Below are 25,000 nucleotides of genomic sequence, written 5' to 3' on the forward strand. Positions count from 1 at the left end.
CCTTCGGCGCGGCGGCTCCCGCCGCCATCTTCGCGGGCGTACAGCCCTCCAGGCTGATACTAAGGGAGTTGCCGATATCCGAGGGCGTTGCCCTCGGTTACTCACAGTACAGCCTTCCAGGCTGGATAGTCTTGCTTGCCTTATTCTCCCCTAAAGGAACCACACTTGCAAGTGTTCCCCCGGCACAGTACAGCCTTCTAGGCTGGATAGTCTTGCTTGCCTTATTCTCCCCCTAAGGAACCACACTTGCAAGTGTTCCCCCGGCACAGCACAGCCTTCCAGGCTGGATAGTCTTGCTTGCCTTTTTCTCCCCTAAAGGAACCACACTTGCAAGTGTTCCCCCGGCACAGTACAGCCTTCCAGGCTGGATAGTCTTGCTTGCCTTATTCTCCCCCTAAGTAACCACACTTGCAAGTGTTCCCCCCGGCACAGCACAGCCTTCCAGGCGAAGTTCCTCCTTCCGTCTCTTAGTCTCTTTCACTCTTTGACTTTTAGTCCCTTAGTCCCTTAGTCTCTTAGTCCCTTAGTCTCTTCCTCTCTTTGTCTCTTAGTCTTTTAGTCTTTTCTCCCGTTATCACCTGTGCAGCAAGACTATCTTAGCCTGGAAGGCTATACTGTGATTAACCCCGGGCAACGCCCGGGGATAGTAGGAGGCAAGAAAAAATTAGCCTGGAGGGCTATACGCCCGCGAAGATGGCGGCGGTAGCCGCAGCGCTGAAGGCGCACTACTTCCTCCGCAAACGGGCGGAAAGAGCAGCATACCACAGCCCCCCGCTCGTAAGACTTTCAGCACGTCAGCAGCAAAGGTGTCTTAGCCTTTAAGGCTAAGATCCTCCCTCCGTCTCTTCCTCTCTTTGTCTCTTTGTCTTTTAGTCTTTTAGTCTCTTTGTCTCTTTCTCTCTTCCACTCTTTGACTTTTAGTCTCTTAGTCCTTTAGTCTCTCAGTTCGTTTTTTGAGGCAATGAAGTAGCCTTGTGAGGGCTTTTTGTCACGAGCGCTTTGCAGAGTGTTGGGCAAGTCGTGAAATTTTAGCAACAGCCCGGTGTTTTTCCGTGAAAAGGCTGGCGATTCGGTGAGGATGGCACTATCTTTGCTTCACGATAACTAAAAGACTATACGAAAAGACTAAACAAAAAAAGATGTGTAACCGGGCGGTGTGTCATAAAAGCCAATCTGCTGCGTGGCTATCGGAATTGATCATATACTTCACTTCCTGCGCCCTCATCCTCGGCGTTCGGCTTTTGACCATTCTGACGCACCTTTGAAGCGAAACCAAAATCGTCATCTTGACACACCCCACAAAGACGAAAAGAAAATGGACACACAGAAAACGAATGAAAAGACCCGCTTGATGTTCACCCTGCAATACAGTCTCGAACGCTATCAAGCCATGGGCAACGGACCCAAATGCCAAGAAATTCAACGCGAACTCAACGCTCTGAAACGGGGCACCAAGAACGCGTGAACACTTGAGGGGGCTTCTATAAATTAGAACACCCCTTGAAAGATGCTGATAGCGTGGGACTCTTCGGAGAGGAGTTACACTTTCAGTACTCTAAAATCACTAAGAACGAATCATTTCCCTATTTTTTCATACGACCGCTTCGTTTTGAGGTTTTCCCAGAACGAAGCGGTCAGTGTTTCATGGCGTCTAACCGCTTCCTTGTTTCTTTCCGATTCCAAGATTTTGGGGAACTCCCCGTAAATGTGGTTCCTTTGAGGGAAAACTCAAAAAACACCGTTTTCATCGGAAGAAATGGCAACAATACGAGGGGAGAGCGTTTTCAAACCGAAAAACCGCCCTTTTGAACTCTTCTTGGCGCTTGATTTTCCCTCTTCCCAATGTGAAGGATTCGCGCGCGACGCGCGTTTCCGCTTTACATACCTATACGTTTTTCAAGGCCTATCTACATTCTTTGCAAATCCTACACAAAACGTACTTAACATTTGAAAATCAGTGTAGTTAGGTGTGTAGGGTTTGGTGCATGAATCCTACACAAAACCCTACATTGTGTAGGATTGTGCTGCCGGCTGTGTAGGGTTTCTCAGTCGCCTGTGTAGGGCTGTTTGGCGGGCTGTGTAGGGATGTGAGTGGTGTGCATGTAGGTTGGGGCGTAAATACGCAAAAAATGCCGTTTCCATCGATGAAAACGGCATTTTTTGCCCGGAGAAGAGGTTCCCGCTGATGAAGCGCATAAAATGCTGAGAAAACAAACCAAGACGCCCCCTTGAAAAGGATGGCGGCTACAGAAAGAAAACGTTCCTCTGCACCACAACGGGGACGCCACCTGTGGCACCTTACTTCGGCCCTTTCGCTGCAGCAATAAAGTGCGCCTTCGGCGCTGCGGCTCCCGCCGCCATCTTCGCGGGCGTATAGCCCTCCAGGCTAAGAAACTTTTGCTGTCAACGGGCTGAAAGGCTAATTTTAACTGGGTGCGCTCCTAGTTTTCCTTAGGTGCGCTCCTAGTTTTAACCGGGTGCGCTCCTAGTTTTAACCGGGTGCGCTCCTAGTTTTTCTTAGGTGCGCTCCCAGTTTTTCTTAGGTGCGCTCCTAGCAAGAACTGTTTTTCCATTAATGCCCATTAATTGGCTCGTTAATCAAAAAGACTAAGAGACTAAGAGAGGAAGAGAGGAAGAGAGGAAGAGAAGAAGAGAAGAAGAGACGAAGAGAGGAAGAGACAAAGTGATAAAAAGGGGCAAAGACAACCAAGAAAACCCCTTGAAGAGTATGACGGCTGCGCCGCTGCTGTGATGCTTCCGTTTTGGTCTTATAAGAGCAAGCTCTTAACGCCCAACCGACAGCATCCCCCGTGCCTTCTTTCAGAAGGCTGCCATTCTCTTCAAGGCGATAAACAGAAATAAACCGTTCAATGGTAGTGCGATGAATTCGCCACCTACTCCGCCTTACTGCGGCTTAGTCGCTGCGGCTTTGCACTTGATGAATTCACAGATAAGATGCGGTTCCTGCCGGGAAAAGGTTTTGTTTATCGCCTTGCGATGGATGCAACCCGACAGGGAGATGATGTGGCAGACTGAAAATTCAGAGCTTGCTCGGGAATTTCCAGCCGGCACAGCATCAAAGGCTCGTCAGAGCCGTTTGCATCAAGCGCAAGGGGTTTTTCCGGTTTTTGTCTTTCATTCATTCGTTCAATTTCTGAAGATTTCGCGCGTTTCGTGTTCCAAAACAAATTAATGGCTTTTTAATGAATCAAATTCATGAACATTAATGTTTCAAAAGGGGTTCAAAAAGGGTGCGCTCCAAGCAAGAAATGTTTCTCCATTAATGCCCATTAATTGTCTCATTAATTCTGAACAATTCTTGTTCTATCCTTGTTCAATCCTTGTTCAATCCTTGTTCAAACAATCAATTCGTGCCCCCCAAAAATGAAAGCCGCTTTGATGAACCCATTCATGAGCATTCTTGGAGAGGAAAGAGGAAAGAGCACGCCGAAAAAACCAACAATTTTGAGCGTTTTTTCAGCGATTAGGCATTAACATTTTTAACCTTCGGGAACACTTTCCGCCTCCAAATTTTGCCTACTCGGTGCTTAGTTTTACTTAGAGGAAGGGAAAGAAAAATTTGAGGAAGGCAAATCAAAATTAGAGGAAGGCAAATTTTTCCCGGATGCGCTCCTAAAATCCCCGTTTTTAAAGGGAAAATGACGAAAAAAGGGAGAAGCCGAGGCTCCTCCCATATCTCTGTACAAATATAATACATTTCGTCGCCAAAAGCAAGAAGTGTTAAAACCGAAAAACCGCCTTGGGTGTGGAAAAGGTTTTCTCTTAGAAAGGCATCTCTAAGAGCTCAAAAATCAACTCAACCTAATTTTTAGAACACCCCTCAAGCCTAATGACGGATTCAGGCAATGGGTCAATCATTCCGATTTTATGTTCATGCCCATGCTGTTGGCTGCTTCCGCGACAAGGAAACGCTACGGGCAGAAACTCTACGACCAATTGCTGCAACCGGTGATGAGATATTTGCTGGCATGAAGGGAAGCCTTTTGAGTTCTGAAACGACGGCGAGGCTGAAGGCGAGGGAGCAAGTTGAGTTTGTCAGCGCACTTTGAGAACAAGATCCGCACAAGAGGCGGCGCGGGAGGCGGCATTTTCTCCTCGGTGCAAATTTCGGAGATTGGTGATGTTCAGTGTTCCGTTTTTGAAGGTGAAGGGCAGTTTCTCGCCGGAGGTGAGAACCGTGACAGACTTTGGTCTTTTGGCGAGAGGGATGCCTGTGACGGCGTCCACGTTCTCAGAGAGGAGATGGATGAAAAGCGCATCGGCGTTTTTCGTACAAACAACGGTGTCGCCGGCAACCCAGTCGCAGCCCTCCGTGGCATAAATCGCCTCCCCGTTGGCTCGCAACCACTCCCCCATTTCTTTCAGTCTTGAAAGTGCCGTTTCGGGCAGGCTTCCGTCCGGTTGCGGTCCAACGTTGAGGAGGAGGTTCGCGCCCTTGGCAGCGGTGCGTGCCAAAAGGCGAATGAGTTGCGCGGAGGATTTGTAGTTTGTGTCGCTCACCTTGTAGCCCCACATTCCGTTCATCGTTTGGCAGGTTTCAAGAGGGAGGCGGCTGATTTCCTGTCCGGAAAGCCCCGCTTTGTTTTCACCCGGCACGTCGCGCTCAAAGAGTTGGATGTCTTCGCCGGGGAAGGGCGTCAGGTGGTGGTTGTTGCCAATCAGACAAGCCGGCTGGAGGCGATGGATGAGGGAATATTGCTGCGCGAGTTGCCAATCAAAAGGCACGGAGTCCCGGTCGTGGTCCCACATTCCGTCAAACCAAATGGCATCGACCTTGCCATAGCGCGTCAGTAACTCCGTCAGTTGGTTGTTCATGAAGCGAAAGTAACTGTTCCAGTCCGCCTGTCCCTTGCGTCCCGTGCCGCGTCCCGTGCGCCCAATCGGATAGTCCTCTCGCGTCCAGTCGAGGTGAGAATAGTAGAGATGAAAGCCCATGTCGTTTTCATGACAAGCGTCGGCGAGCCGGGCGATGATGTCCTTGCCGTAGGGCGTGTTACCGATGTGGTAGTCCGAGCAGTCGGTTTTCCACATAGAGAAGCCATCGTGGTGGCGGGAGGTGAAGCAGACATATTTCGCTCCGGCATCGCGGAAGGCGGCAATCCACTGCTCGGCGTTGAAGCGGTGCGGATAGAACGCCTGCGCCGCCTTGGCATATTCTCGGCAGTTGATGTTGGCGTTGGTCATGAACCACTCGCCCTGTGCGAAGAGGCTGTAGATTCCCCAGTGGATGAAGATGCCGAAGCGTCGCTCGGCAAAAAGTTTTCGGGCTTCGAGGTTTTCGGGCGAGGGGACGTAGGTCTCCTGTGCGACGGTGCGGACGGGGAGCAACGGGAGAAGGAGGAAGAGCGCGAGTAGGCGGAGGAAGTGGAACGAAATGTTTTTCATGGTGGAGGAATTTTCTTGGAACATCCCTTTAGGAAACGCTAAAGAGGAATGTTTTCTTGGAATATTTAGGAATTACAAAAAGCGAAAAGAGTTGCGCCGGAGCCGAAACGCCGGAGCAACTCTTTGTGATGGGTGTTCTTGAAGGGGGCGGCACTTCCCGCTTCGGTCATTCGGAAGAATCAGACGATGCCTTTGCCGTGGCAGTTTTTGAATTTCTTTCCACTACCGCAGGGGCAGGGATCGTTTCTTCCGGGGAGGTTGTCCTTGATGATGGGTCTGCGTTCCTGCTGGCGGGTGTCGCGCTGCGCAGCCTCGCGCGCTTCGGGGTCTCCGGCGTTGTCGAGCGAGTCATGGGAAGTGGTGAGGTTGTCTTGGCGAGTGCGCTGTTCGGGTGCAGCCTCCTTGACTTCCTCGGGTGCCTGGACGGGAATCTGTCCTCGCATCAGCGTGGAGACGGTCTCGTTGTTGATGCGGTTCACCATGGCGTCGAAGAGTTTCACGCTCTCGAGTTTGAAAATCACGAGCGGGTCTTTTTGTTCGTAGGAAGCATTCTGCACGGACTTCTTCAAGTCGTCGAGTTCGCGAAGGTTCTCTTTCCAAGCATCGTCGATGTTGTGGAGCAGGATGGCTTTTTCAAAGTCCTTCACGACTTCCTTGGCTTCGCTCTCGTATGCCTTTTTGAGATTCGTGCGAATCTGATACATGAGTCTTCCGTCGGTGATGGGCACCATGATGTTCTCATAGACATTTCCCTGCGTTTCGAAAACCTGCTTGATGACGGGGTTGGCAATTTCGGCGAGGCGGTCGGTTTTGCGTTTGAAGTGGGCGACAGCCGCCTGGAAGGTCTTTTCGTAGAGTTCTTCGCGTTTCGTTCCGTTGAATTCCTCTTCCGTGAAGGGCACTTCCATGGCGAAAATCTCAATGAACTCCTCGCGGCAGCCGACATAGTCGTTGCGGTCGATGATGTTGATGACGCGGTCCCAAATCATGTTGGCAATGTCCATGCCGACGCGTTCGCCCATGAGGGCGTGGCGGCGTTTGGCATAGATAAGCGTACGCTGTTTGTTCATGACATCGTCATATTCCAACAAGCGTTTACGAATGCCGAAGTTGTTTTCTTCCACTTTGCGCTGGGCACGTTCGATGCTGTTGTTAATCATCTTGTGCTCAATCATCTCTCCGTCCTTGAAGCCAAGTTTGTCCATGAATTTGGCGATGCGCTCGGAAGCAAAGAGACGCATGAGGTTGTCCTCGAGAGAGACGAAGAAGACGGAGGAGCCGGGGTCTCCCTGACGTCCGGCACGTCCGCGGAGCTGACGGTCCACACGACGGCTTTCGTGGCGTTCGGTGCCGATGATGGCGAGACCGCCTGCGGCTTTGACCTCGTCGGAGAGTTTGATGTCCGTACCACGACCCGCCATGTTGGTGGCGATGGTGACGGCGCCGAGCATGCGTTCCTCTTCGTGTTTGTTGCCTTCGTTGTCGGTGAGGATGACCTTTCCGAGGGTACTCTGTCCGGCACGTGCGACGATGTCGGCTTCCTTCTGGTGGAGTTTGGCGTTGAGCACCTGATGAGGAATGTGGCGGAAGTCAAGCATGCGGCTGAGCAACTCACTCACATCGACGCTGGTGGTGCCGACGAGGACGGGGCGTCCGGCGAGGCGCATCTTCTCGATTTCTTCGATGACGGCAGCATATTTTTCACGCTTCGTCTTATAGACTCGGTCGTTCATGTCCTTGCGCTGGACGGGACGGTTGGTGGGGATTTCGACGACGTCGAGTTTATAGATGTTCCAGAACTCGCCTGCCTCGGTGCTTGCCGTACCGGTCATGCCCGCGAGTTTGTGGTACATTCTGAAATAGTTCTGCAGTGTGATGGTGGCGAAGGTTTGGGTGGCAGCTTCGACCTTGACGTGTTCTTTGGCTTCAACCGCCTGGTGGAGACCGTCGCTCCAGCGGCGTCCCTCCATGATGCGTCCCGTTTGTTCGTCCACAATCTTCACCTGTCCGTCAAGCACGACATATTCTTCGTTGATGCGGAACATGGTGTAGGCTTTGAGGAGTTGGAGGATGGTGTGAACGCGTTCCGACTTGATGGCATAGTCCTGAAGCAGGGCATCCTTTTTCGTGACTTTTTCCTCGTCGGAGAGGTGGGAGGCTTCGAGTTGGGAGAGTTCGGAGGTGATGTCGGGAAGCACGAAGAGTGCATCGTCCTTCACCTGGTCTGCGAGCCATTTGTTACCCTTGTCGGTGAGATCGACGCTGTGCATCTTCTCGTCCACGACGAAGTAGAGCGGCTCGACCGCCTCGGGCATTCGGCGGTTGTTGTTCTCCATGTAGATTTCCTCGGTCTTGAGCATGCCCGCCTTGATTCCGGTTTCGGAGAGGAACTTGATGAGTGGGTTGTTCTTGGGCAACGCCTTGTGGCTGCGGAAGAGTTGGAGGAAACCCTGTTCTTCTTTTTCTTTGTCGCCGGAGCCGATGAGTTGTTTGGCTTCTGCGAGGAGTTGTGTGGCGAGTTTGCGCTGCACTTCGACGAGTTTTTCGACGAGGGGCTGATATTGCTCAAAGAGTTGGTCGTCGCCTTTGGGCACGGGACCGGAGATGATGAGCGGCGTTCGTGCGTCGTCAATGAGCACGGAGTCCACCTCATCGACGATGGCGTAGTTGTGACGACGCTGCACGAGGTCTTTGGGGCTCATCGCCATGTTGTCGCGCAGGTAGTCGAAACCGAACTCGTTGTTCGTTCCGAAGGTGATGTCAGCCTGATAGGCGCGGCGGCGGGCGTCGGAGTTGGGCTGATGTTTGTCGATGCAATCAACGGAGAGACCGTGGAACATGTAGAGCGGTCCCATCCACTCGGAGTCACGCTTGGCAAGATAGTCGTTGACGGTGACGACGTGCACGCCGTTTCCGGTGAGCGCGTTGAGGAAGACGGGGAGGGTGGCGACGAGGGTTTTTCCTTCACCCGTTGCCATTTCCGCAATCTTTCCCTGGGTGAGGACGACGCCGCCGAAGAGTTGCACGTCATAGTGAATCATGTCCCACTTCATGTCGTTGCCGCCGGCAACCCAGTGGTTGAAATAGACGGCTTTGTCGCCTTCGATGCTGACGAAGTCGTGGGAAGCGGCGAGTTCGCGGTCGAAGTCGTTGGCGGTGACTTCAATGGTTTCGTTCTTGGCGAAGCGGGCTGCGGTTTCTCTGACGATAGCATAGACCTCGGGGAGCACCTCGGTGAGGGCGTCCTCCATGCGGTCGAGCACCTGCGTTTCGAGTTTGTCGATTTGGTTGAAGATGACTTCGCGGTCTTCGATGGGTGTCTCTTCAATCTTCGCTTTGAGAGTTTCGATTTTCTCTTTCAGGTCGTTTGCCGAGGCTTGCACTTTTGCTCGGAGTTCCTGAGTTTTGGCACGCAAGGCGTCATTGTCCAACGCTTCGATGGCGGGCGACGCCGCCTTGATTTTTTCGACCCACGGCTGAATGAGTTTCATGTCGCGCGTGGATTTGTTGCCGAAAAGTTTGCTGAGTATTTTGTTAATGTCCATGAGGAGTGATTTTCTGAGTAAGGAGTCTTATATATATATAATATGGTATAGGAAAAGGATGCGATGCATCAGAAGAGCGGTGCGACGCTGCAGGCGTTGGGTGCTCGGATGCGGATGGCTTTGGAGACGGTCGGAGCGATGCAGTCGATGGTGACGGCTGTGCCGATGGTCTCGGTTTGGCATCCGGTGCCGAGGAAGATGACGGGGAAGGGAATGTAGGATTCTCGGACGAGTTTGTTCTCTCGGGTGGAGGGGTTGACGTAGTGCCAGCCCGGTGCGACTTCAATGAGGACGTCTCCGGAGAATTTGGGATGATAGGCTCCTCGCATGCGGCTGATGCCGGGCGTCCAAGCCCCTTGCATGAGGCGCGTGGAGGTATAGACGTCTTTCACTCCTGAGAGTTGTAGCAAGAAGTCCTGCACGCGCTCCAACATTTCCGCCAAGTTGATTTGCTTGTCCTCGACGAGTTTGTGGTTGAGATAGAGTTGCGTGCCAAAGGTGGCTTCCACGTAGTTCCCCTGCCCATAGACCGCCACGAGATACATGTTCAGTAAGCCCGCCGCACGCTCCATGTCGAAGGTGCCGGTTGGGATTCTGTAGGGGGTGAGGTCGGCGGTTTCCTCGTCGGTGTAGCCTGTGGACGTGACAACGAAGAGTGCGTTTCCTTTGCCGACTTTGGTCTCAACGTTTTTCATGAGACGCCCGATGGCGCGGTCGAGGCGAACGTAGGTGTCCTGGAGTTCCATCGGAGCCTGTCCGGCGGTGGCGTGTTCGAAGTTGCCGGCATAGAAAGTGACGGCAAGATAGTCCGTCACGGCGTCCGTCCCCATCATGGTGCCGTTCACGCAGGCACTGGCGGCGGCACAGACGTCTTCATTGACAAGTCCGCTGGTTTTGTATGCCACGAAGCGCCCGTCGCCCTTGAACTTGTGGGCAAAGGGTTTCTTCATGCCTCCCGAGAGGAAGTAACTAAAGTTGCCGACGAGGTCATTGTAGGGAGTCCAGACGAGCGAGGCGACTTTCTCTGCCTGCGAACTGCTGTTCAGGACATTGACCCAGGCGGGAAGCACGGAAGCATAGTAGGAAGTGGTGCACCAGCGTCCTGTTTTGTCGTCGAGCCAGACGGCGCAGTCGGCGGCGTGTCCTGCACTGAGGATGGCTGCGTCGCGATAGGGGGCAATGGAATAGACGAGTGCTTTGCCTTCCGTCGCCACCTTCAGTTCGTCGCTGACGGTGGAGACGCCGAGACAGGTTGGTGCCACGGCATCCGAGGTCTGCACGCCGGGGAAGGCGGGATCTTCGGCGCAACGCACGGGACGCAGGGTGGCACGGTCAAGGCGACGGAGTCCGACAACCCCATGATTATAGGGTGTGGTGCCTGTCGCCAGCGTCGCCGCGGCAGAAGCGCGGTCGGGATGAGCGTGAGGATATTCCGCATGCGTATATACCCTCCCCTCTTTCAGCAGTCTCACAAAACCGTCTTCGCCGTAGAGAGGGATGAAGGCGTTCATGTAGTCCGTGCGAAGTTGGTCAACGAGGATGTTGACGACAACGCGCGGCAGGTTGTCCGCGGCGGCGGCGCGACCCTCAGCCGGCGACAGCACAGTGATGGCTGTCAGCAGTGACCAGAGCAGCGGCACGGGAAGGTTCTTATGTGAAGAATTGAATGACATGGGCAAGAATCAATTCGCAAGTTTTTGCGAGAAAAGGGATTTTGAACAGAGTCCGCGGACCGTGCGCACTGTCAATGAAGCGGCAATGAACCAGATGCCGGGAGCGACATATTGATTCCCAAAGATGCCGACGCCCGCGAAGAGCAGGAGCAACACGGCTTCCATCACGCTGACCCAGGAGAAACGGCGCAGCGAGGCGTGCTTCAACAGCCAAGGCGCAGCCACCAAGGGCAACGGGTTGAAAAGGAGAATGAGCCAGTTGGAATCCACCGTCGGATGAGCCGAGAAGAAGAAGAGGAAGGCAATGACCAGTCCCACAAAACCTTGCGCCGTGAGCAGCAGAAAATCAAAGACATAGATGAAACGCTGCTTGCGCCATTCCCACACGGTTAGCCCGAGCGTGAAAACGAAGAGAAGGCAAAAGACAACGGTCGGAGTGACGGACCTTGCGGGGGGCACTAAACGCGTCGGTGGCAGCAAGGTCAGACTTGACGAAATGAGCGGACGCTCCGAACCGTCGGGGGAAACGATTTTCGCCTGCTGAAGAAAACGCTCGGCATAGAGCGGAGCGAACATCTGACGCTGCAACCCGGCGGGTTCGTCGGTCTCTGCACCCAACAGAAGGTCTTGACCGAACTCGTCCCAAGGATTCGGCGCGGAGAACTCGTGAACCAAGTCGCGCAAGGACTTCTTCTCCACGTTTTCTTCCCAAACCACTTTCCCGCTGACGGACGCTTCAATGATGCGAATGGCACGCGTGACGCAGTTGTCGTCAAAGAAACTGTAGCGATAGGTGGCATTCTGCGGCAACAGATTCTCGCTAAGCGCATCGACCAAACGTGTCGCCTCGTCGGGCGTGAGGTTCAGCCGCAGTTCCGTGATGCCGCGTCCCTCTCTGACGTAGGTGTCATAGAAGAGAGCGTAGGGGACAACGCCGAGTTCATAGTCCGTCTCGCCCAGCACGAAGCGCCAAATGAAGTTCGGCTGCTCAAAGTTGAACGTACCGTAGTTGAAGACCCAGTCGGAGTGACGTCCCGGGCGCACCTCGTGCACTCGGAGGGCGGTGTGACCGTAGAGTTCATAGATGCGAGAACCCGGCGACACGGTCAAGACACTGACGATGACCGAGTCGTTGGGAGCAACGGTTTGTGAATCTGTTTGAAGTGTGTCTATCGTCGTCCTCGGCTCCACCGGCACGGGCACGGCGCAGAGACGGGTGAAAGAGAACCCGCCAAGGAGGAAAACGAGAAGGAATATATGCAGAATGCGAAGCATAAGAATTGGCTTTGTCGTTAGCGCGCAGCAACGGCGTTTTGAGTTCCTGCACACTGCAAGAAAATGGTAAATTTTGTGATGCAGCACACGGCTGACTGTCGGAAAACGACACTTCAGCGGCTGCAAAGATACAACTAATTACTGAAAGTTAAAGTGTTCTGATATTCAATAAGGGGCGTTCAAAAGGTTCAAACGGTTGTGTGTTTGGATTTGGTTGTGGAATTTCCGTCGAAATTTCGCTTCTCAAAGTGACCGTCTGCGGTGTTGCGTCACTTCCGCGCGCCGTTCTGTCACTTCTGCGCGCCGTCTCGTCAATTCTGCAAGCCGATTTGTTACTTCTGCGTGCGCATCTCGTCACTTCTGCGTGCCGATTCGTCACTTACCGCCCGAGGGACGGCATGTTTACCGCCCGAGGAACGGCATGTTTACCGCCCGAGGGGCGGTAAGTAACGAGTCAGCGGGAAAGTGTGACGGAGACTAAGAAAAAAATGACGAAGCAGCGCTGATGCACCGCGCACGGTGTTTTTGGGGGAGAGCCTACCCCAACCCCTCCCTAAAGGGAAGGGCTTTGTCGCGGCGATGACGGAACAGGCGGGGACAGGGAAGGTATGTTTGATGGTTTGAGCAGGTTTGAACAGGGTTTGTTCAACGGTTGTTCAATGGTTGTTCAAAGGTTGTTCAATGCTTGTTCAATGCTTGTTCAATGCTTGTTCAATGCTTGTTCAATGCTTGTTCAATGCTTGTTCAATGACAAGCGAATAATATTGCTTGAAAGTTGAATCGGCACTTTTTGACTCTTTGTCTCTTTGACTCTCAATGTATGGTTTTATATATAGTTTGTGTATAGTTGGCAGCGCAAACTATACACTGAAGTGGCGCGCAGGAGTGAATTGATGCCAACTCAAAGCAGCTTCCGCCGCCATCTTCGCGGGCGTATAGCCTTCCAGGCTAATCTTTCCTTGCCTCCAGCTATCCCCGGGCGTTGCCCGGGGTTATTCACGGTATAGCCTTCCAGGCTAAGATGCTTCCTCCATCTCTTTGACTCTTAGTCTCTTTGTCTCTCCCTCTCTTTGACTTTTTGACTCTTTGTCTCTTCCTCTCTTAGTCTCTTTGTCTCTTTGTCTCTTTGTCTCTTTGACTCTTAGTCTCTTTGTCTCTTTGACTCTTTGTCTTTTTGACTCTTTGTCTCTTCCTCTCTTTGACTCTTTGTCTCTCAATGTAGGGTTTGTGTATAGTTTGTGCATAGTTTGAAGCACAAACCTTACATTTCGTAACGCGCGGAAAGTCAGAAAGATGTAGGGTTTGTGTGGCGATTTGTGTATAGTTTGTATAGTTTTTTCTTTCCCCTTTAATTTACGTATAGTGTAGTATTGAAACGAGGTTACAATGAACCCTACATAGCTACGGTGTCGGTGTCGCAACTGTGTAGGGTTCGTGTGGTTTTTCAAACTATTGGTGTCCTCTCAGACGGCAATGGTATCAACGGCTCGAAAGAGATTTTCATCAACCGCAAGGGGGCGTGCGTGTCGAAGAAACTTAGCCTCCTTGTCAAAAAGTATTCTCAAAAGAACTCAACGGAGAAGCCGCCGGTCCAGTCACTGCCGGGCGCTGCTTTCTGAACGAAAGGACGGGAGGAGAAGTCACCGGCATAGTGTTCATAGTCACAAAGACCATACCACGGTTCGGGGCAGACGAACGGGGCATTCTCTCCCACGGGGCGCCAGAAAAGCCAAACGGGAGCCGTGCTCTCGACACGTGCCACGGGACTCTTGTCCACACGCAGCAAGGTGGCTGCCTTCACTTGACCTTCGTCAAAAATCAAGGCTTCCCGGGCGAAACGCGAAACGGTGAGCGGCACGAGACCCTCGGACATTTCTCCCAACGGCAGTTTTTCGTCTCTGACACAACCTTGCTCGCCAACCAAACGGAAGTGAGTGAGGTCACCTTCCAACTGAACAAAACCGGCACACTCGCGATCTTCGGCGCAGTCAGGCAAAGCGAGCGCGGGATGACCGCCGAACTGGAAGAGCAACTCGCCACTGCCGGTGTTGATGACGCGGAAGCGTGCTTCCAAACGACGAGCGGAGAGAACATAGGTCACCTCCAACGTCCACGAGAAGGGGAAGACGGTGAAGTCGGCGACGGTGCCGATGCGACGATAGGTCACCTGCGTTTCGCTCTGTTCGACCAAGGTCCACTCCACCTTGCGCACCACACCGTGCTTGGGAATCTGAGTGGTGGTGCGACCGAAGCGGGCGGTGTCGTCCCAAAGGCGACCGACCACGGGGAAAAGCAGAGGCGAACGACCACTCCAAAAGCGAGCGTCGCCGTTCCACCAATATTCCTGACCTGTGCGCACGTCGCGGACGGACTGAATCTCCGCACCGAGGGCACTGATGCTGACTGAAAGTTCTTGATTGCTGATGGTTTCCATGGTATGTGAGGTGTTAGATGATTTTTGAAATTTTCTGCTGACAAAGAATCGGCGCGTCGCCCGGAAAGAAAACAGTGAAGGTGGCAAGTTGCCTAAAGCAACCAACCACCTTCAAACTTTGTCGGGATGACTGGATTCGAACCAGCGACCACACGCCCCCCAGACGCGTACTCTAACCGGACTGAGCTACATCCCGAATTGCGGATGCAAAAGTAGGGACTTCTTTTGAACCGACAAAGTTTTCCGCGATTTTTCTGCAATATTTTTTTGAAAAAGCTTCTTTTTCGGCGTTTCCCACGCGCTTTTCAGGAGAAGTTCGCAATCAAAGCACTCAAATTGGCTGTGAAGAGGCGAACACTGATGGCGAGAAGAATGATGCCAAAGAACTTCCTTAGAAGATAGATGGCGGCTTTGGAAATCAAGGATTCAACTTTTTCCGTGGCTTTCAACACGCAGAAAACGAAAATCATGTTCAACAAAAGACCAATCAAAATGTTGACCTGCGCAAATTCCGCACGGAGGGAAAGCAACGTGGTGAAAGAACCGGCACCGGCAATGAGAGGGAACACAACGGGAACGAGTGTCGCCTCCTTGATGGGACCTTGGTTCTTGAAAATCTCAATGTCGAGAATCATCTCCAAACTCATCAGGAAGATGACAAGACTGCCGGCAACGGCGAACGACTCAATATCTACGTTGAAAAGCCTCAACAAGATGTCGCCGGCATAGAAGAAAGTAACCAGCAACACCAAAGAAATGATCGTGGCTTTCCAAGCGTTGACGGGACGACCCTGCTGCTTGAGATTGATGAAAATCGGAGTGGAGCCCAACACATCAATGACAGCAAAGAGCACAATGAAAGCACTCATGATTTGCTGAATGCTGATGCGGGAAAAAAGATAATCGAGTGTCATGACTAAAAGAATGTGCTGAAAGAATGTCAGGAGTTCTGTAATTTTATGGGGTGTTCTATAAATTAAGGAATAGGGAACGTTCAAAAGACAGTGCTTGGAATGACTAATCTATAGAACACCCCTATGACCAATATGTCTGCTTCCATCGCGCCACTCAAAAGGCGGGGTCAAAGCGCACGCCCACGTCGGTGATGCCGGGCAGGACTTCGCGGCGCATGATGTGGAAAATCCGGATGTCGGCAGAGGAACCCGTCGGGAGATGGAGTGATTTCAGAGGAAAAGAATACTGAAAGAGACTGATGCCGTGACCGACGCTCTCTCCCTGTTCGTTGATCAGCCGACACTCAATGGTGTCGCAGAGCAAGGTGTCGGGACGGTGGAGTTGCGTGCGCATCACAAGCCAGAGCGAGGTGAAAGGATAGGGTTCAGAGACGGAAGTGCGAAGCCAAAGGCTCAAGCGATAGTCCCCACCCTGCTCCACGGAATCCACATGGAACTTGAGCGTGTCGCCGGGCTCCCAGCCTTCCACAGAAGTGGAGGAATAGGCAAAGAAAAGAGGCTTGCGCCCGCAACCGAACAAAAGCGCGGCAAGGGCAAACACTCCTATTATATATATATACGCGCGAAAGTTTCTCTGACTTCTCATTTTTGTTCCGTTCTCAAGGGACTGCGCCGAGAGGCATGCGTCCCCTCGCAATCAGGAGACGTTTTGTCTCTCAGAAGATTTTCATCGCTCTTGTTTTCTTCCGCCGCGTCCGTCACGGAAGGGACGAGACTTGCGATGACCTTGGCGCTGTCCGCCACGTTCGTTGTCTCTCGGTTCACTCTCGCGTTCTCCTTCGAGAGCTCCCTCTTCGCCACTGCGACCGCCGCCACGTTTTTTGCGTCGGTTTTTCTTCTTCGCGGTGTCGAAACGCGTCAAATCGTCCTGCACAGCGAGGTCATGGGAGCGAGACGGTGTCGGCTCATCGTCAGACTCGAGACGAAGAGGTTTCTGACCCTCGGCGTTCATCTCAATGACCTGCCAAGCGCGTTCCACGGAAATGACAACAAGATTGACTGCCATGCGGCGGTCGGTGCTGTAGGTGATGGTGCCGGCGAGGACATCCGCTTTGAAGAAATAGTAGGTAGCGTCCGCCGTCTCCAGCGTGCGACTGCGTTCGGGCAGGCGACGAGCCGCTTCCATGTAGGTGTCCACCTCATAGTTCAAACAGCACTTGAGTTTGGCACACTGTCCGGCGAGTTTTTGAGGATTGGGAGTGATGTCTTGGAAGCGGGCAGCAGCGGTGCTGACGGAACTGAAGTTCTTCATCCACGTCGCACAACACAATTCTCTGCCGCAAGGACCGATGCCGCCAATGCGACCGGCTTCCTGACGCGCACCAATCTGTTTCATTTCAATGCGAACATGGAAGGCATCGGCAAGAACCTTGATGAGTTTGCGAAAATCGACGCGACCGTCGGCAATGTAGTAGAAAATGGCTTTGTTGCCGTCGCCCTGATACTCGACATCGCCGATTTTCATCTGAAGCTCAAGGTCTTTGGCGATTTGGCGAGCACGCAGCATGGTGTCATACTCTCGCGCCTTGGTCTCGTGATACTTCTCCATGTCGGCAGGACGTGCCTTGCGATAGACACGACGAATCTCGGTGCCGGGCTTGAGATTTGCCTTCTTCATTTGCAGCAGGACGAGACTGCCGGTCAGCGTGACAACGCCGATGTCGTGACCGGGCTGCGCCTCGACAGCCACAATGTCGCCCTTGACGAGGTCAAGGTGATTATCGTTGCGATAGAACCCCTTGCGCGTGTTCTTGAACTGAACTTCAACATAGTCGGTCGCGTCCAAATTGCCGGGAACGCCTGCCAAATAGTCATAGACGTTCAGTTGGTGGTCGCTTCTGCCGCAACCGCGGGCATCAAGGGCGGAAAGATATTTGTTCCCCCAACAAACATGGGAGCAACGACAACCGGCAAGGCGCAAGCCCTCGGTGTCGTCAGACTGGACTTCTGCCGACGGGCTCTCCGAAGCGGGAAGCGGAGCAGCATTTTCCAAAGTCTCAGAAAGAGGAGCGTCGGGAGAATTATGAGGATTCTGATTCATGAAATGAAAAATATAAGCTTTTGAAGGGCAGTCAGTGCAATGAACGGACTACCGAATTAGGAGCATAATCATTTTTAGAGCAAAGTCAAAGAAGACCATGCGAGGGTTGACGTTCTGTTCAATGTCACGTTGGGCGGAAGAGATTTCGGCTGCGATGCCCATGACGTTGCGCTCGTTGATGAAACGCGCAAAACGCACACTGAAGTCAGCCTCTTTCTTGTTCTGAAAGTTCAACTCGCGACGCCCGAAATTGTAGATGAAATTCTCGCGAACCATGCGCTGCGCATATTCCAAAAATGCCTTCTGACGCTCGCGCCCCCACTGGGAAAGCTGCACGGACCACTCAAAGAGGTCTTTGACCTTGCGCATGTAGCAAAGGCGCATCAGCAACACGAACTGGTCGAAGAAACAGGCAGCATCGGCAGCATTCGTCACTTCTTCCAATGCCTTGACATAGCTGCCTGCGGCGGAACGAGCCACAGCGAGCGCATCATCGGCTTGCAAACCGTGACGCTGCATCAATGCCTCAGCCATTTCCTCTGACGGAATGGGTTTGAAGTCTATGCGTTGCGTACGGCTGAGGATGGTGGCAAGCATCTTCTCCGGGTGGTTCGTCGTGAGAATGAAAACGGTGCCGGCAGGCGGTTCCTCAAGAATCTTCAGCAGTTTGTTGGCGGTTTCTTCGTTCATTTGCTCGGCAAGCCAAACGATGACAACGCGATAGCCACCCTGACTGCTGACAGTGAAGAGCTTCGTGATGAGACTGTTTGCCTCCGCCACGCCAATGAAGGACTGTTGATTCTCAACACCCATGCGAGCGAGCCAGGTCTGACGAGAGAAATAGGGCGTCGTCGCCATCTGCTCGCGCCATTGCGGCAGAAACATGTCGCTCACCGCCGCCCCACTCTTTCCCGCAGGACGAATGACAGGAAAAACAAAATGAAGGTCGGGATGAATCAAACGCGCGCTTTGATGACACGCCTGACAGTGTCCGCAACTCTCCTCCACACCGGGACTCTTGCACAACAAACGAGAAGCAAACGCCAAAGCCATGGCAAGTTTACCACTGCCCTCGGGACCGGCAAAAAGAAGCGCATGAGGAACACGCTCCTCACGCAACATCTGCCAGAGGCGCGCCTTCACATCGGCTTGACCAATCACATCTTTGAAAAACATTTGCTCCTGAATTTTACCGACAAACGCCGGCGGAATGAGAGAACCGCCTCAATACTTCTTATATATACCTTATTATATATACGTCTAACACATCAGCTGAAAACATCACCGCTCTGAAAAAACGGAATCTTCAACCCGAAAGAGCAAGACGGTTCGGATTCTTTTCAAACTTCGCGAAGCAAAATTATGAAAAAAACGCGGGAAGACTTCGCCGTATGTCAGAAATATGTAACTTTGCTTCGCGAAGAGGGGCACTCTGAGGAGAAATGACTGCCAAAACCGCAGCTTTTCGGAAGGAATCGACTGCAAAAAGCAGTTCCTCGCTCATGCCCTCCCCCTTTTCAACATACGCCCGCACGGCAAATTGCAATTGAACATTCTTCTTAACTCATCATTCAAATAACAATCAAAAAATCAATCACTATGGCTTACGTAATTAGCGACGACTGCATCGCATGTGGCACTTGCATCGACGAATGCGCAGTAGGTGCAATCTCTGAAGGCGAAAAGTATTCAATCGACCCCGAAGTTTGCGTGGAATGCGGCACTTGTGCCGATGTGTGCCCCTCCGGCGCCATTTCTTTGGCATAAAAAAGTTCACGTTGCAACTCGCAACGTCCCACAAACTCCCGAAACGAGGCTGTGTCAGACAACAAAACGTCCGAACACAGCCTCTTTTTTTGTGACAAGCAAAAAATCAGCACAATAAAACCGCGCAACGCGCGTTTTTTTCAAAGGGTCATCACACTGCAAAATGCAACTGCCGGCGCAATGACTCGCGGAAAAAGCAAGCAACTGCCGGCGCAAAAAGTCCCCGCCCTGCGGAGTTCACCAACATTTCCTTCTCTCATGAAAAAACGTCGTTTCATTCTTCTGCTGACCTGTCTCGGCTTGACTCTCGCAAGTCACGCCCAGCAACGTCGTGTCCAGAACAAACCCTTCATCGATGAGCGACGTTTTCACTACGGTTTCTTCGTCGGCGGACACGACCTCTCCCTTGACCTGCAAAACAATGGATTCATCTCTCCCGAAACCGGAGAGCAATGGGTTGCCTCCACCGACCGAACCAACTTCGGATTCTCTGTCGGCGTACTCGGAGAATGGAAACTCACGAATCACGTGGCACTCCGACTCACCCCCTCCCTCTACTTTGGCTCAAAACACATTGAACTCCGCGAACTCGGCAGTGGCGAAACGAAAAGCGTGGATCTGAAATCATGCTACCTTGCCGTTCCCACGCACTTCAAAATTGCCGCGCCGCGCTTCAACAACTACCGCCCCTACGTCGTGGCAGGCGTCTCGCCAATGTATGACCTCACCACAGGCAAACGCACACTCATCAAAACGCGCCCCTTCACCCTCATGCTGGAAGCAGGTCTGGGCTGCGACATCTATCTGCCCTTCTTCAAATTCATTCCCGAACTGAAATTCAGCTTCGGACTCAACAACGTCCTACAAAAAACACGCAACGACCTCACCGACCCCACACAAAAAATCTACACCCAAAGCATCGACAAAGCCACACTCGGCATGGTCACCCTCAACTTCTATTTTGAATAGGGAAAACCCACCCTTCTGACACACGCTCCGACACCGCTCCGACACCGCTCCGACACCGTTCCGACACCGTTCCGACACCGAACTCTCCCCGTGCGCGGTGCGTCAGCGCCGCTCCGACACCGCTCTGACACCGAACTCTCCCCGTGCGCGGTGCGTCAGCGCCGCTCCGAAACCGCTCCGACACCGTTCCGACACCGAACTCCCCCGTGCGCGGTGCGTCAGCGCCGCAAATGAAAATCGCAAAGTCCTGAACAGCAGAAAAAATGGAGATTTGAAGGTCAATCTTGGGTTAGAACACCCCATAAACCTTCAAAAAGGGAGTGCCCCACACGGAGCACTCCCTTTTCATATCAAGATGGATTAGTAACACGCGGTGAATCACCACTCGTGTTCCCAATAGTCTTTCTTGTCGGAGCAGTATTCAAAATCACCGCTATCTCCGAAGTCTCCACTGCCGAGTGAAGAGCCTCCGTTGTCAGTGAGAGAGAGAGCGAGCATTTCAGTGACATCTACGTCGTAGAGTTGTACTGCGGGGGCAATATTTATTCACAAGCAATTACGGCGCATGTTCCGCGCTCGCATTTCAGTTCGATGTAATACTTGTTATCATCCACATAAACGAGGGGAGTGAGTTCTTCGCCCTGACGTGCTGCCACTTTATACTCTATCCTAACTCGTTTGATATTGAAGTCAGAAGGGATAAGTTCCTGAGCAATACGGATGTAGCAACAGTTGTTCATGTGGTGATTGTAATCAATGTCATCACGTGTGACCACGACAGGAGCACATACTGTTGGTTCCACTTTTGGCAGACGTACACGACGGTCACAGTATTCCATCGGATACTTCTCGTCCATGGTCAACGAGTCGATCATCTCTTGTGGCAGAGGACTCAGCTTTGCTGTCTGTAAGTCGATGAATGCCCCCATGCTGTAGCTCACGTAACATGGATCACCTTGTTCATCACGGATGATGTCATTACGGAATCCAAAGAGTGGCTTGCACTCATAGATACTTGTGGATATTGTCAGCTTCTCGCGGAGTTCCGGCACTCGGATGATGTCAACCTGACGTGCAGCCAATAGCTGGGCACGATGCTCCTTCTCAAAGACCTCTTTAGCGTAAGGCTCTGAATCTATCCAAAGATCATCGCAGTCGTGCATCATCTGAAACGCCGAGAACAGTTTCAGTCGCTTATTCTCATCCACCCTTGTTGGGGTACATTGTTCTGCTATCTTATACATTGGGCTTTATTCATATTTTGTTTATATATTGTCTCTGAATTTCAAAGTGATGTCCATGTATGGCCGTTGTCTTCAATATCGTCGGCATAAAGCAATTTTTTCTACAAGTACATTGCTCATCCAAAGATTTCGTGCAGTTCCTTGTTTGAAAGTTTTCCAATCCAACTCTCGCCTGTAGATACTGTGAGGTCAGCAAGATGTTTCTTTTCTTGTATCATAGCATCAATGCGTTCCTCGAAAGTGTTTTGCGTGATAAAGCGATGCACCTGTACGTTCTTGTGCTGACCTATACGATATGCGCGGTCTGTTGCCTGAGCCTCTACTGCAGGATTCCACCAGAGGTCGTAATGTATGACGTGAGTTGCTGCCGTGAGGTTGAGACCAGTACCGGCTGCCTTCAATGAAAGTATGAAGATGCGGTCGTTGCGGTTGTTCTGGAAACGGTCAACCATTTCCTGGCGCTGTTTCAATGAGCATCCACCATGATAGAACATCGGTTCTTCATCAAGAGTGGTACGGATGAAGTGCCGGAGCAAATCGCCCATCTCGCGGAACTGCGTGAAGATAAGTACCTTCTCGTCTGCATCAATGATACTACGAAGCATATCGAGCAACATTTCCGTCTTTCCCGACAGGGTTGCATCCATACGGTTGTCCTTGAGATACTGCGTCGGATGATTGCAAATCTGCTTCAAGGCAAGCATCATCTGCAGGATAAGTCCCTGACGCTTGAAAAGAGCCTGGCTGTCTTCTCCCTCCATGCTCTCTATGACCGCCATACATTTGTTGACGGTCTCCTGGTATAGAGCAGCCTGCTCTGGAGTAAGCGATGCCAACTCGTTACGTTCTATCTTATCAGGAAGGTCGCTGATGATACTCTTGTCCGTCTTCAGCCGTCGCATCAGGAACGGAGCTGTCACCTTGCGGAAACGTTCTGCCACATGACTGTCTCCATACTTCTGTATAGGCTTCGCGTATGAATCGGAGAAGTCCTTTGCCGAACCAAGATAGCCCTTGTTTGTAAAGTCAATGATACTCCAGAATTCCGACAAGCGATTCTCCACCGGTGTACCACTCATGGCGATGTAACAATTGGCTGGGATGCTGCGTATAGCCTTGCTCTGTGCAGCATCGCTGTTCTTGATGTTCTGTGCTTCATCTATGACGAGCACTTGCCATTTCTGTTTCTTCAGAATGTCGGCGTCAGAGCGCACCACACCATATGTCGAGAGGATAATGTCAGCATTCTTGCAGACCACGTCCTTCAGGTCACGTGCCGTACCGTGATATACACCAGTGGTCAGCCCGGGAGCGAAGCGCTTCACCTCCGCCTGCCAGTTGTGCAGCAAACCTGTTGGCACTACCACAAGCGCTTTCTTCTTGTCCATTGCGCCCTCTTCCTTCATTTTTGCCAAAAGGGTAATGACCTGCAGGGTCTTGCCAAGACCCATGTCATCAGCTATGATACTGCCGAAGCCTATTTTCATATTACGATACATCCATGAGAAGCCTCGTTCCTGATAGGGTCGCAACTTTGCATTGATATTTTCTGGCAGAGGTATGACGCTCTGTGATGTAAATTGTCTTATGAGTTCGCGCACCTCATCGGTCAGTTCTACAGGCGCTCCCTTGTACTCACCACAAAGAGCCGCTTGCAACAGTTCGCCTGGCTTGATCTTCGGTGGAGCATTCAGCACTTTCTGAAGTTTCGACATTCCCGCCTCGTCAACATAAACGTATTGTTCCTTGAATCGTAGCAATCCACTCGCATGACCGAGCAATCTGTCAAATTGTTCGGGTGACAGAAACACATTGCCCACAGCGACTTGCCAGTTGAAGTCAAGCAGGTCGCCCATTGACAGGAATCCATTTGAATCCCTCCCTTTCGATTTCAGTTTTACCGATATTTGTGGATGTATAAGTGTCTGCAATGCCTTTGGCATGATGACGCTCACGCCGAGCAGTCGCATGGCAGGAATCACTTGCAGCAGGAATGTTGGGAAAGTTTGCATCGTGAACTCAATGCTTCTCTTGCCCTTGTCGTTGATGTAAGCGTCAAGTCCGTCAACTATGTCGCATAGGATGGCAAGCTGACGCAGTATCTCCATCCTGCTTGATGAGTAAGCCTTCTTTGTCATCACATCCTCCAGCGGATGGTCATCCGCCTCGACATTCACGGCAAAGCCTTTGTCCGTCTCGTCAATAAAGAATGTCACCTGATGCTTGTTCTGCATAAAGTAACGGTCAAGCCATGAGCGTATGCCGCCGGGGGTATTCGTTTCTCCGATACCATTGAAGCGCGAACACTCAGCTTTGAAGAACAAACCATAGAACAGCTCATCTTTGCTCTCATGCGATAGCATAGGAACGACCGATGTTACCATCTTGCTGACAAGTTCCTTGTTCTGTCCCAGTCTGCCAATAATGCTTCGGGTGGCTTCGTCAATCATGGCAGGTTGCCATATAATGTGGTATTCTTTCTCTTCCTTAGCCTTTGCACGTCCACGTCCTTTGCTGATCACAAGGTCATAGTAAATCTGTGGAACTACGCAACCATGCGCTATTAGTTGAAGCGCACAGATGAGCACACTGCGAAGGGCTACAATAGAATCATCATAGTCACGCAGAAAGTCAATGTTGATGTCGAGCAGTTGTTGAAGCAGGGGAGGGCAAACATCGTCAACTGATACAACTTCTCGTTTGTTCAGAGTCTTGCCGCCGGTAGCTTCAAACAGTTTCTGCTTATCCTGCAACACCTTTGTTGCCACCTTACTTATATATAACAGTTCCCTTTGGTAGGCCTGTTGGAAATCGCCATTATGACAAAACGCAGGCGACGATGGCAGAAGACTGGACAACGGCAATGCAAGATCAGAGAGCAATGTGTAGTCGGGCATCAGTTCGGGCACTTTCCTCAGCTGCATCTGTTCCATCGTGGCATACACCGCACTCGTATTCTCCACCTCCATCATCTCTGTGGAGTCGGCAGCTGTTATGCCGCGCTTCTCCAGCTCCGCCATCAGATCAACGCCATGCAGCGAGAATACGAGGAACGGATTATTGTCAATCTCCATGCTCGTTTTGTAGATGACGGCATCCAGATGCTTGCAAGGCACTGCCCAGTCAGGACATGAGCAGCTCATCTTCAAGTCCTTCCATTGCTTGGGGAACAATGGCATACCAGCCTCTTCAGCCATCTTTGCCAACGATTCATCCAACTGACGGTTGAAGAGTTTGCTCAGCACGACAGGTTGTTCCAGTATCAGTTTGATGAGTTTGTCAATATCCTTCGACGAGAACTCGGGCAGTTTGATGGTCTCGCTATAGGGCGTGCGACGGCTTCCTTTCACTTTTGCGCTAATGATGTTGCCCAAGAATTTTATCTCCTGCACCATGCCGTTACGAGCATATGAAGCGCCACGAGGTAATCGGTTACTATAATCAATATTCTTTAGTGCACCGAGCCATTGCTCGCCCCACCATGTCTTTCCGTATTTTGTTGCCATGTTTCAAGTTCTTTTCAAATTCAGCAATACTTCGTTAATTTTCAGTTTATAGATTCAATTATAACATGTTACGTCTTATACACAGCACCTCTAACAGGAACTTGTACACCTGTCAGACAACCATAAACAACGATTCTTAAAATAGATGGGAATAATAGCCTAAGAG

The 25,000-nt window shown here is 51.7% G+C and carries 14 protein-coding genes and 1 tRNA gene; 3 read left to right on the forward strand and 12 right to left on the reverse strand.

Going from position 1 to position 25,000, the window contains the following annotated elements; genetic code table 11:
* The first annotated feature begins 1,315 nt into the window (after positions 1–1,315).
* Positions 1,316–1,465: a hypothetical protein gene (locus I6E40_RS04520; protein WP_235385713.1), complete on the forward strand. Its 150-nt coding sequence runs from the start codon at positions 1,316–1,318 to the stop codon at positions 1,463–1,465.
* Between the two features lie 2,591 nt (positions 1,466–4,056).
* On the opposite strand, the gene I6E40_RS04525 is transcribed toward I6E40_RS04520, so the two are convergent.
* From I6E40_RS04525 to holB, 10 genes are all read right to left on the reverse strand, one after another.
* Entirely contained in the window at positions 4,057–5,406 is a 1,350-nt protein-coding gene (locus I6E40_RS04525) for an alpha-L-fucosidase (RefSeq protein WP_235385714.1), read from the reverse strand.
* Between the two features lie 179 nt (positions 5,407–5,585).
* A complete protein-coding gene (secA, locus tag I6E40_RS04530; RefSeq protein WP_235385715.1) occupies positions 5,586–8,951 on the reverse strand; it encodes a preprotein translocase subunit SecA in 3,366 nt (1,121 codons plus the stop codon).
* Between the two features lie 68 nt (positions 8,952–9,019).
* A complete protein-coding gene (locus I6E40_RS04535; RefSeq protein WP_235385716.1) occupies positions 9,020–10,624 on the reverse strand; it encodes an alkaline phosphatase family protein in 1,605 nt (534 codons plus the stop codon).
* Positions 10,625–10,633: 9 nt separating this feature from the next.
* On the reverse strand, positions 10,634–11,899 hold the full coding sequence (locus tag I6E40_RS04540) for a DUF4105 domain-containing protein (RefSeq protein ID WP_235385717.1): 1,266 nt from the start codon (positions 11,897–11,899) through the stop codon (positions 10,634–10,636).
* A gap of 1,561 nt (positions 11,900–13,460) precedes the next feature.
* The gene (locus tag I6E40_RS04545; protein WP_235385718.1) at positions 13,461–14,333 is read right to left on the reverse strand and encodes a hypothetical protein; all 873 of its coding nucleotides are present in this window, start codon (positions 14,331–14,333) and stop codon (positions 13,461–13,463) included.
* Between the two features lie 121 nt (positions 14,334–14,454).
* Positions 14,455–14,529, reverse strand: a tRNA-Pro gene (locus I6E40_RS04550).
* Positions 14,530–14,638: 109 nt separating this feature from the next.
* The gene (locus I6E40_RS04555; protein WP_235385719.1) at positions 14,639–15,247 is read right to left on the reverse strand and encodes a MarC family protein; all 609 of its coding nucleotides are present in this window, start codon (positions 15,245–15,247) and stop codon (positions 14,639–14,641) included.
* A gap of 154 nt (positions 15,248–15,401) precedes the next feature.
* Complete coding sequence (locus I6E40_RS04560) at positions 15,402–15,893, reverse strand: gliding motility lipoprotein GldH (RefSeq protein WP_235385720.1); 492 nt, start codon at positions 15,891–15,893, stop codon at positions 15,402–15,404.
* An 81-nt stretch (positions 15,894–15,974) separates the two neighbouring features.
* On the reverse strand, positions 15,975–17,348 hold the full coding sequence (ricT, locus tag I6E40_RS04565) for a regulatory iron-sulfur-containing complex subunit RicT (protein ID WP_410897034.1): 1,374 nt from the start codon (positions 17,346–17,348) through the stop codon (positions 15,975–15,977).
* A gap of 48 nt (positions 17,349–17,396) precedes the next feature.
* Positions 17,397–18,524, reverse strand: coding sequence for a DNA polymerase III subunit delta' (gene holB / locus I6E40_RS04570; protein ID WP_235385721.1), 1,128 nt, complete (start codon positions 18,522–18,524; stop codon positions 17,397–17,399).
* A 423-nt stretch (positions 18,525–18,947) separates the two neighbouring features.
* Here holB and I6E40_RS04575 point away from each other — a divergent pair, with 423 nt between their 5' ends.
* Complete coding sequence (locus I6E40_RS04575; RefSeq protein WP_235385722.1) at positions 18,948–19,115, forward strand: DUF362 domain-containing protein; 168 nt, start codon at positions 18,948–18,950, stop codon at positions 19,113–19,115.
* A gap of 258 nt (positions 19,116–19,373) precedes the next feature.
* Positions 19,374–20,084 carry a porin family protein gene (locus I6E40_RS04580; protein WP_235385723.1) on the forward strand — a complete coding sequence of 237 codons (711 nt, stop codon included), beginning with the start codon at positions 19,374–19,376 and terminating at the stop codon, positions 20,082–20,084.
* 542 nt (positions 20,085–20,626) lie between these two features.
* Here the strand turns inward: I6E40_RS04580 and I6E40_RS04585 are convergent.
* Both I6E40_RS04585 and I6E40_RS04590 read right to left on the reverse strand, forming a co-directional pair.
* Positions 20,627–21,328 (reverse strand): acyl-[acyl-carrier-protein] thioesterase, encoded by a 702-nt coding sequence (locus tag I6E40_RS04585; RefSeq protein ID WP_235385724.1) that lies wholly within the window; start codon positions 21,326–21,328, stop codon positions 20,627–20,629.
* 116 nt (positions 21,329–21,444) lie between these two features.
* Complete coding sequence (locus I6E40_RS04590) at positions 21,445–24,834, reverse strand: SNF2-related protein (protein WP_235385725.1); 3,390 nt, start codon at positions 24,832–24,834, stop codon at positions 21,445–21,447.
* Positions 24,835–25,000 lie beyond the last annotated feature (166 nt).

Origin of the sequence: Prevotellamassilia timonensis (genome assembly GCF_021531665.1) — a bacterium.
Taxonomy (GTDB): domain Bacteria; phylum Bacteroidota; class Bacteroidia; order Bacteroidales; family Bacteroidaceae; genus Alloprevotella.